The organism is Streptococcus sp. 1449, assembly GCF_013276805.1.
GTDB classification, from domain to species: Bacteria; Bacillota; Bacilli; order Lactobacillales; family Streptococcaceae; genus Streptococcus; species Streptococcus pseudopneumoniae.
This window is the reverse complement of the sequence record NZ_VMLS01000075.1, coordinates 1-8,932: the sequence shown is the minus strand read 5'-3', so window position 1 is coordinate 8,932 and position 8,932 is coordinate 1. Positions and strand designations below refer to the sequence as shown.

The window sequence follows — 8,932 nt, the reverse complement described above, 5'->3', positions numbered from 1 at the left end:
CGAGTCTGCCTCGTCGATTATACGAGGCAAGACGAGTTAGTACTGCGTCTAGCTCAGGCACTCTAGTGCTGAGCGTGGGGCAGTCCGACTGTAAGGAGGTTTCTGCCATTGACGCAGTGGAAAGTCAATTTTTTAGACATTATTTACTCCTTTTTATATAAATTACTTGCGACACGAGTCTGCCTCGTCAATCATACGAGGCAAGACGAGTTAGTACTGCGTCTAGCTCAAGCACTCTAGTGCTGAGCGTGGAGCAGTCCGACTGTAAGGAGGTTTCTGCCACTGACGCAGTAAAATGTTAATTTCTTAGACATTGTTTACTCCTTTAGTTTTTATATTTCTTTTTCAATTAATTTCTGCTGAACAAACCAATTTAACAAGGGAAGAGTTTTATCTGTATTTGCCCATAGATGATAAGAATCTAAGACCGTTTGTACACTACCTAAATTTTCTACCAACTTATCTACTGTCAAAAAGCTGCGCCAGTATTCATAAAAAATACTTGCATAGTTCTTATCATAAGTCGAAGAACCAAAATCATTCAGTGAATGCCAACCATACTTCTTCTGAAAAAGTTCTACGAGAGATTGATTACAAATTTTTTCCGCTTGAAATTCCTCTTCTGTCAAGAAATACTTGCGACTAATATATTCAACCATCCCCTCTTCGAACCAGATATAAGAGTCGTAACCATCAAAATCATCTAAAAAATGCTCCGACCAATGAGCTAGCTCATGTCCTACAATCTGTAAGAGGAAATTTTCAGATAAAGAATGATAGTGACTTTCTATTGCTTGAGTTTGCTGAGAACACTTGTAGTCCATCAACTGATACAAATATAACTCTTTCCAAACAGCTAAATCAGGCGTCATAACCATTCGTCTATTATTTGTATAGGCTGGAACAGCGCTTTCCCTAATAATCTGTGTAGCAGCATTAAAATCTGACCAAATAACGGCTTGCGGTAAATCACAGACTGCAAGTTCATTCTTTAAAAAAGATTGATAATCTTTCAACTTTTCAGTATTTCTTACTACAAAATCACGAAATGTAGCTAGTTGACTATCGTCTTTTACAAGATAAAGATTTTCCACGTCTCTCCTTTCTTTCACACAATAGACTGAATAAGCAAAAGAACCGCGTCCGACAATCCTAGGTTGATTTAACCTAGGGGCGTCAGAAACGCGGTTCCACCCTAATTTATTACTTCATTGTTTTTGAAAATACGACAGAAAGCGCCAGCACTTTATTTTGCCCTACTTGGCTCCCACTATCCCAAGCTCGCTTGAAGAACGCCATAAGACTTTCTTTCCTGCTGACTATTATATCAAAAATTAGAACAATGTACAATTCTTTTTATGATTTTCTAAAAATCCACATCATCAACTCGTGGAGCACCAGAATGAACAGCAATCGCTTTTAAGGTTTCACGCTCCTCATGGCTCAATTCAATTCCAAAGCAATCAAGATTAGCCTGAATACGAGAGGCTGTGACAGATTTTGGAAGTGGTAGAAATCCTTCTGCCAAGCTCCAGGCCAAGGCTATCTGAGCAACAAACTTTCCATGATTTGCTGCGATTTCTTGGACTTCCTTACTATCAAATAGTTCTCCCTGACCAAAAGGGCCCCAAGCTTCCAATAAAATTCCTTTTTCTCGACAGTAATCTACGACTTCCTCTTGATACACACCTGGCGCCAAGCGAACTTGATTGACCGCTGGAAGAATTTTTGCTGTTTCAAACAAGGCATCCAAATGATGGGGAAGAAAATTGCTAACGCCGATAGCACGGATCTTGCCTTCTTGATAGAGGTCTTCCATCGCTCTCCAGACCTCAGCATTTCGGATTTTCCATGCGTCATTTTCTCTAAGCGGTTTTGGATTTGGCCAATGAATCAAATACAGATCCAAATAATCCAAGCCCAACTTCGCTAAAGACTCTGCAAAAGCCTGACGAGCTTGCTCATAGGTTTGTTGGCTATTCCACAGCTTGGTAGTTACGAACAATTCCTCTCGTGGAACTCCGCTATCTTTGATTGCTTGACCAACACTTTCTTCATTCTGATAAATCGCCGCCGTATCAATATGACGATAACCAGCCTTCAAGGCTTCTAACACTGCACGATAGGCTTCTTCTCCATCCTTAGCCTTAAAAGTTCCAAATCCTAGAACTGGAATTTCTACTCCATTATTTAATTGATAGGTATTCATATGCTTCTCCTTCTATTTTATTTATCATTTATAGCATAATTTTTTTGCTAATTAGTACTATCTTTTGTAAAAAATAAGTCTATCACATATCTGACAGAACCTATTTTTTCTTGCTTATTCATCACGGCTATAATACAGTTCATGAGGTTTTAGGCGAGTATTGAGCATCTCTGGTATGGTCACAAAGGTATAACCCTGATTTTTCAAATACTCAATGACCCTTGGCAAGGCATTGACTGTCGGACTGTGAATATCATGCATCAGAACGATAGAGCCGTTAGCTACTTGATGCTGAATTTCTGTCAAAATAGATGCTTCATTTTTACTCTTCCAGTCCAGACTATCCACATCCCACATGATAAAGCTCAAATCGAGGCTATTGCGAATGTCGTCTGTAATGGCTCCATAAGGCGGACGCATGAGTTTTGAACTAGAACCCAGCGCCTTAGTTAGCGCATCCTCAGTATCAGTAATTTGTTTTTTAGCTTCATCAAGAGAGAGTTGCGAGAGAATCGGATGGCTCCAACTATGGTTTCCAACAACATGACCTTCAGATTTTATCCTTTTCACCAAGTCCTCATTCCCAGAAACATTTTTCCCAAGCACAAAGAAAGTGGCTTTAACACCATATTTAGCTAGAGTCTCTAATACCTGCGGAGTCGTTGCTGGATTTGGACCATCATCAAAGGTTAGAGCGACAACTTTTTGATGTTTCTTATCAAAATAAGACTGGTACAAGGCCGCATCTTTTTCGAGTAAGTACGAAGATTGGATAACATCAAAGAAAGTAGATACTGGTAAGGCTATCTCTTCTAAATTTTCAACCGCAGGACTCGGATAAAGGATAATCTGACTATCCTTATAATCAAAATTCCATGCAGATAAGTCTTGGTCGGAGAAACCTTTAACAATCTGATCACTCTGGTCTTGCTCCAATTTCTTATCCTGTAAGAAGGAAGTCAATTCTTTTATCAGCTGTTCCTTGGCCTTACTAGCATCTGAAAACAGTTGGTCAAGTGTAAAAGGTTGCCCATCTTCTGTTAAGTGAACCTTTCCTAGGCTGGTCTTTTCAGTCTCTTCAACCTTAAAATCAACTAAATCATAGATTTGTTTCGTCGCATTACGATTGACGACTCCCTTTAAACCTGACTCTTCTTGCTCTGTATAGTAGAAAACAAGATTGTCCTTACTTTCTAGCTTGTCCTTAATATCTTGATTTATCAGCTCCTTAACAGACGAAATCACTTGCTCCCCTTGGAGAGGATAATAGGTAATCACTTCGGTTTGTCCCTTACGAAAATGCTCCTTCTGATTTCCCTCACTCAATTGATCGTCTTTCTCTTTTTTGAGCGATTCAATCTTTTGCTCAAAGCTTTTTTGCTGATACATTTTAAAAACAATAAATCCGCCTAATAGGCAAATAGAAATTGCTAAAATACCAATCAAAGCCAATAATATATGTCTCTTTTTCCCGTGTCTGCCACGTCCCAGTCTACTTTTATTCATATTTATATCATAACAAATTTAAGCAATAATTTCAATGATACAGTTTGGCAATCCACAATTCCTCTAGCAAGCCAAAGCATCTCACATCAACTAGATCAGCCCTATCTATAGGAACCATCTAGTTTTCTATCTATGGAATTTCTAGTAGATTGAAGCTAGAATAGACACCGTCACTTCTAAAAACATTCTGAGAAATTGATTTATTTTTCCCAGTCGATTTATCCTCAAACATCCCTATACCTCTGATATTTTCTTGATAATACTATATACCCAGACACTTGTAGTTTTACCTTCAGCTAGTAATGTTGACTTTTCTTCTTCAGATAATTTTTTCCGTAAGTAGTCAATCTGCTGAGAAGTAATGTTCTCTTTCCCCATTGCCTTGACAGATTGTATCACCATTGCAGTTAAGGTTGACATATTTGAAATATCTCCATTATTTCTATGCTTAAATTCTATTCTTGCCTTACCAACATTAAAACTGGCATATCTTCCATCTGATATATAGATCCATTTTGCTGGTACCTGCGTAGATAGACCAAGTAAATTAAGGGCTGTGTTTCCCGATGGAGCAATGGTCCAATTATATTTTCTAGCAATAGCATCAGCAACTTCATCCACAGAGGCCATTGCATACTCTCCAATCAGTTCTATATATTTTGGTTTATAATAAATACCTTTCAAAATGCGAGTAACCTTTTTGTCTTTTACAAGACGATTTAATGTACTACGAACAGTTTCATATCCTGCAATATCAAAGAAATCATTTGCTATAAAAATTTGATTCGATTCAAAATTTTCTATCCTGTTTACTATTTCCTGCTTATCGTTCATCTATCGCACCTCCTTTGCACCGAATATGATGCTACTTTTGGTGCAAAAAGTCAAATGAGAGTCATTTTATCAAGAGGGAACAGACCTCTTACAATTTCTTATGTAACATCTCTATCCATTTTTATCCCATTTCTTATTTCAGTAATCGCTTGATTATAAAAATCAGGATAGTCAGCTGTATTTATTTCTTTTATATTGTAAAATGAAATAAGAATAGGACGATTCGATCAGGACAGTCAAATCGATTTCTAACAATGTTTTAGAAGTAGAGGCGCACTATTCTAGTTTCAATCTACTATAATAGAAATTACTTTGACTTTCCTGACTGATTTGTTTAGTTCTTATTTCATTCAGATATGCTATGCATTAACCAATAGCGGATACCTACGGAGAACTTGCCACTCAGATGTAGGACCTGCCCATCATACAAAAAAACAGACTTCATCCCACAAAGAGATAAAATCTGTTACTATTTTCTACACGATATTTCCTAATTTTTAATCCAGCAGTTGGTCTACTTGGCTGATGGCTCGCTCGGGTTGCTGGGTAAAGGGCTTGTTGCCAAAAAACTCCAACCACGGCTTGCGAACCTCGTCTTTGCTGGTTTCTCTGTATTTTTTAGGTCTTATTTATGATGCTCTTTCAATAGTTCTTCAAACTCAGCCACAGTCATGCCTAATTGCTCACTCGCAACCTCAGGTGTTAGAAGACCTTGACGAACTAGATTTGCTAAACTTACTTTTAATCCCTGTTCGATGCCTTCAACTCGTCCACGTTCAATTCCCTGTTCAATGCCCTCAGCTCGCCCACGTTCAAGACCGCGCTCCAGTCCTTGTTCAATTCCTTCCGCCCTAGCAGTTTCTAAGGCATAGTCCTGTGCTAACATGGCTTGTTCTTCTCGCCTGCGTTGTTCACTAAACATTTTCTTATCCTCCTCGGACCAGCTCTTGTAGTCCAGCAGTTGATCTGCTTGGCTGATGGCTCGCTCGGGCTGCTGGGTAAAGGGTTTATTCCCGAAAAACTCTAACCATGGTTTACGAACCTTGTCTTTGCTGGTTTCTCTGTATTTTTTTAGTTCCAAGAAAGCCATCTTAACCAGATGGTTTTCCTGACCGTTATTTGTGATGGTTAAGACCTCACCTGTCGTATCCTCTCGCATGCTAAAACTGTGGAAAGCCAAATCATCTTGAAAATAATTACTATCCACAATTGCAATAGCGTATACTGGTGCGATGTGTTTGTAGCTCTGGTGAGTATTGCCTTCTTGCTGGCGAATTTTTTCAAGATTTTGATGGACCTGACTGCACAGGTAAGCCCATAAACGATTGATGAAAAAATTCTGATGATGGACTTGGATTTCAATGATTACTTGAGTGCCATTATCCAACTCCGCCAAGACGTCTATACTGGTATAGAAATCCTGCGCCGAGTAGGGTAAAGAAGGCAAGACATGAATATTACTTCCCTCTAAAATGGTTACATTTTTGGCTGGCAAGTCCAGCATATCGCGAATAAATTGACAAGTGATTTCTGGATTGCTAAAAATTTTCTTAGCAACCAAGTCATTAGTTGGGCTGATGCCCGGATGTCTTAGAATCATCCTTCTCCTCCTTCTATTATAGCACATTTTTTAATCTAATTTGCTAGATTTGATGCTTCTATCTATTTATTCGTAAAAGAAAGCTTTTCTTCAGAAGAAAGCTAATCGCTTATTTGAAATTTTTCCCCTCTGTTGGATAGTCCCGTCTATCTATGTTATAATGAAAGAAGGATTTAAAATCAGAAAAGGAGTATTTATGCTTAAATTAGGTATCATTGGCACTGGCGATATCAGCCACCACTTCATAGAAGCAGCCCATGCTAGTGGGAAATACCAGCTGGTCGCAGTCTATTCTAGGAAACTTGAAACCGCAGCAACCTTTGCTTCTCGCTATCAGGATATCCAACTATTTGATCAATTAGAAGACTTCTTCAAGAGCTCCTTCGATGTAGTCTATATTGCCAGTCCAAACTCCTTGCATTTTGCTCAGGCAAAGGCTGCCTTGTCTGCAGGTAAACATGTCATTCTTGAAAAGCCAGCTGTCACTCAGCCACAAGACTGGCCGGATTTGGTTCAAACAGCTGAAAAAAATCACTGTTTTATCTTTGAAGCAGCTCGTAATTACCATGAAAAAGCTTTCACTATCATCAAAAACTTTTTAGCAGACAAACAAATTTTGGGGGCAGATTTCAACTATGCCAAATATTCTTCCAAAATGCCTAACTTGTTGGCTGGGCATACGCCCAATGTCTTTTCAGAGCGTTTTGCTGGTGGAGCACTTATGGATTTGGGGATTTATCCTCTCTACGCTGCCGTTCGTCTCTTTGGAAAGGCTGAGGACGCAACCTACATGGCTCAACAGCTTGACAATAGCATGGACCTAAATGGAGACGGTATCCTCTTCTACCCTGACTTTCAAGTTCATATCAAGGCTGGGAAAAACATCACTTCCAATCTTCCTTGCGAAATTTACACAACAAATGGAACCTTGACCCTCAACACGATTGAGCATATTCTCTCAGCTATTTTTACCGACCACCAAGGCAATCAAGTCCAGCTCCCTATTCAACAGGCTCCTCATACGATGACTGAGGAAGTCACTGCATTTGCACACATGATTCAGCAACCAGACCAGACACTTTACCAGACTTGGCTGGATGATGCAGGCTCTGTTCATGAGCTACTATATACCATGCGCCAGACTGCTGGCATTAGATTTGAGGCAGAAAAATGAAAAGCAAACTACCTACTGAATGGCAAGAACTAAGTGACCAACTCGGTTTCCAAGAATTTACCCCCATTCAAACTCAACTATTTGAGCCCATTCTTGCAGGAGAAAATCTTCTAGGAGTAAGTCCAACAGGAACCGGTAAGACCCTAGCTTACCTCCTACCAAGTCTTCTCAGACTACAAAAGAAAAAAGCGCAGCAACTCTTGATTCTAGCACCAAATACAGAGCTTGCTGGACAGATTTTTGATGTATGTAAAACGTGGGCTGAGACTATCGGCTTGACTCCCCAACTCTTCTTATCAGGTTCGAGCCAGAAACGCCAGATTGAACGCCTAAAAAAAGGACCAGAAATTCTGATTGGAACTCCTGGACGTATCTTTGAACTCATTAAATTGAAAAAAATCAAGATGATGAATGTGGAAACCATCATCCTGGATGAATTCGACCAATTGCTAGATGATTCTCAGATTCACTTTGTTGAGAAAATCACTCACTACGCACCGCGTGACCACCAACTGGTCTACATGAGTGCCACGACTAAGTTTGACCAAGAAAAGATTGCGCCAAACACACGTACCATTGATCTCTCTGACCAAAAACTGGATAACATCCAACATTTCTATATGCAGGTAGACCAACGTCACCGAGTGGATATGCTACGAAAACTAGCTCATGTGGAGGATTTCCGCGGTCTGGTCTTCTTTAACAGCCTATCAGACCTTGGAAGTGCAGAGGAAAAATTACAGTATCGGGATATCTTGGCTGTTTCTCTCGCTAGTGATGTTAATGTCAAATTTAGAAAAGTCATCTTAGAAAAGTTTAAAGACAAGCAACTAACCCTGCTTCTAGCAACAGACCTTCTGGCACGTGGAATTGATATCGATAGCCTAGAATGTGTCGTAAACTTTGATATTCCTAGAGATATTGAAACCTACACTCACCGTGCTGGCCGTACTGGCCGTATGGGCAAGGAAGGTTATGTTATCACTCTCGTCACTCATCCAGAAGAACTTAAAAAACTCAAGAAATTTGTGAGCGTACGTGAAATTGTCTTGAAAAATCAAGAACTCTATATTAAATAAAGCCCCATTGCTCTATACACATCCAGTGTATGGAGCTTTTTTATAAGCAATTCAATTTTATACTCTTCAAAAATCTCTTCAAACCGCATTAGCTTCGCCTTGCCGTATGTATATGATACTGACTTCATCAGTCTTATCTGCAACCTCAAAACAGTGTTTTGACCTGACTTCGTCAGTCTTATCTACAACCTCAAAACAGTGTTTTGAGCTGACTTCGTCAGTTCTATCTACAACCTCAAAACAGTGTTTTGAGCTGACTTCGTCAGTTTTATCTGCAACCTCAAAACCGTGTTTTGAGCTGACTTCGTCAGTTCTATCTACAACCTCAAAACGGTGTTTTGAGCTGACTTCGTCAGTTCTATCTGCAACCTCAAAACGGTGTTTTGAGCTGACTTCGTCAGTTCTATCTACAACCTCAAAACGGTGTTTTGAGCTGACTTCGTCAGTTCTATCTGCAACCTCAAAACGGTGTTTTGAGCTGACTTCGTCAGTTCTATCTGCAACCTCAAAACGGTGTTTTGAGCTGACTT

Annotated in this window: 8 protein-coding genes and 1 pseudogene; 2 read left to right on the top strand and 7 right to left on the bottom strand. The window is 39.6% G+C overall.

The genetic code is table 11. From position 1 onward, the window contains the following. Positions 1-332: 332 nt before the first annotated feature. The 6 genes and pseudogenes from HT687_RS10580 to HT687_RS10560 form a co-directional block, all read right to left on the bottom strand. Complete coding sequence (locus HT687_RS10580; protein WP_023936435.1) at positions 333-1,094, bottom strand: elongation factor Tu; 762 nt, start codon at positions 1,092-1,094, stop codon at positions 333-335. 272 nt (positions 1,095-1,366) lie between these two features. Then, positions 1,367-2,209, bottom strand: coding sequence for an aldo/keto reductase (locus tag HT687_RS10575; RefSeq protein ID WP_001099666.1), 843 nt, complete (start codon positions 2,207-2,209; stop codon positions 1,367-1,369). 114 nt (positions 2,210-2,323) lie between these two features. Continuing rightward, on the bottom strand, positions 2,324-3,715 hold the full coding sequence (gene pgdA, locus HT687_RS10570) for a peptidoglycan-N-acetylglucosamine deacetylase PgdA (protein ID WP_049779895.1): 1,392 nt from the start codon (positions 3,713-3,715) through the stop codon (positions 2,324-2,326). Positions 3,716-3,949: 234 nt separating this feature from the next. After that, positions 3,950-4,549: a DUF6088 family protein gene (locus HT687_RS10565; RefSeq protein ID WP_023936438.1), complete on the bottom strand. Its 600-nt coding sequence runs from the start codon at positions 4,547-4,549 to the stop codon at positions 3,950-3,952. A 500-nt stretch (positions 4,550-5,049) separates the two neighbouring features. Continuing rightward, positions 5,050-5,169 (bottom strand): annotated as a pseudogene (locus HT687_RS12060) (flagellar assembly protein H domain protein); the annotation flags it as partial. 5 nt (positions 5,170-5,174) lie between these two features. Then, positions 5,175-6,149 (bottom strand): Rpn family recombination-promoting nuclease/putative transposase, encoded by a 975-nt coding sequence (locus HT687_RS10560; RefSeq protein WP_023936440.1) that lies wholly within the window; start codon positions 6,147-6,149, stop codon positions 5,175-5,177. Between the two features lie 196 nt (positions 6,150-6,345). Here HT687_RS10560 and HT687_RS10555 point away from each other — a divergent pair, with 196 nt between their 5' ends. After that, positions 6,346-7,323, top strand: a complete 978-nt coding sequence (locus HT687_RS10555; protein ID WP_023936442.1) for a Gfo/Idh/MocA family oxidoreductase — start codon at positions 6,346-6,348, stop codon at positions 7,321-7,323. Further along, positions 7,320-8,402, top strand: a complete 1,083-nt coding sequence (locus HT687_RS10550; RefSeq protein WP_023936444.1) for a DEAD/DEAH box helicase — start codon at positions 7,320-7,322, stop codon at positions 8,400-8,402. The genes HT687_RS10555 and HT687_RS10550 overlap by 4 nt, the downstream gene beginning before the upstream one ends. Positions 8,403-8,480: 78 nt before the next feature. Here the strand turns inward: HT687_RS10550 and HT687_RS10545 are convergent. Then, positions 8,481-8,932, bottom strand: a 452-nt coding sequence (locus HT687_RS10545) for a hypothetical protein (RefSeq protein ID WP_172924195.1), incomplete at its 5' end; no start/stop codon positions are given.

What these genes read in the sequence shown, in the direction of transcription:
- HT687_RS10550 (WP_023936444.1), top strand. Translation starts at nt 7,320, where the DNA reads ATGAAAAGCAAACTACCTACTGAATGGCAAGAACTAAGTGACCAACTC.
- pgdA (WP_049779895.1), bottom strand. Translation starts at nt 3,715, where the DNA reads ATGAATAAAAGTAGACTGGGACGTGGCAGACACGGGAAAAAGAGACAT.
- HT687_RS10565 (WP_023936438.1), bottom strand. Translation starts at nt 4,549, where the DNA reads ATGAACGATAAGCAGGAAATAGTAAACAGGATAGAAAATTTTGAATCG.
- HT687_RS10575 (WP_001099666.1), bottom strand. Translation starts at nt 2,209, where the DNA reads ATGAATACCTATCAATTAAATAATGGAGTAGAAATTCCAGTTCTAGGA.
- HT687_RS10560 (WP_023936440.1), bottom strand. Translation starts at nt 6,149, where the DNA reads ATGATTCTAAGACATCCGGGCATCAGCCCAACTAATGACTTGGTTGCT.
- HT687_RS10555 (WP_023936442.1), top strand. Translation starts at nt 6,346, where the DNA reads ATGCTTAAATTAGGTATCATTGGCACTGGCGATATCAGCCACCACTTC.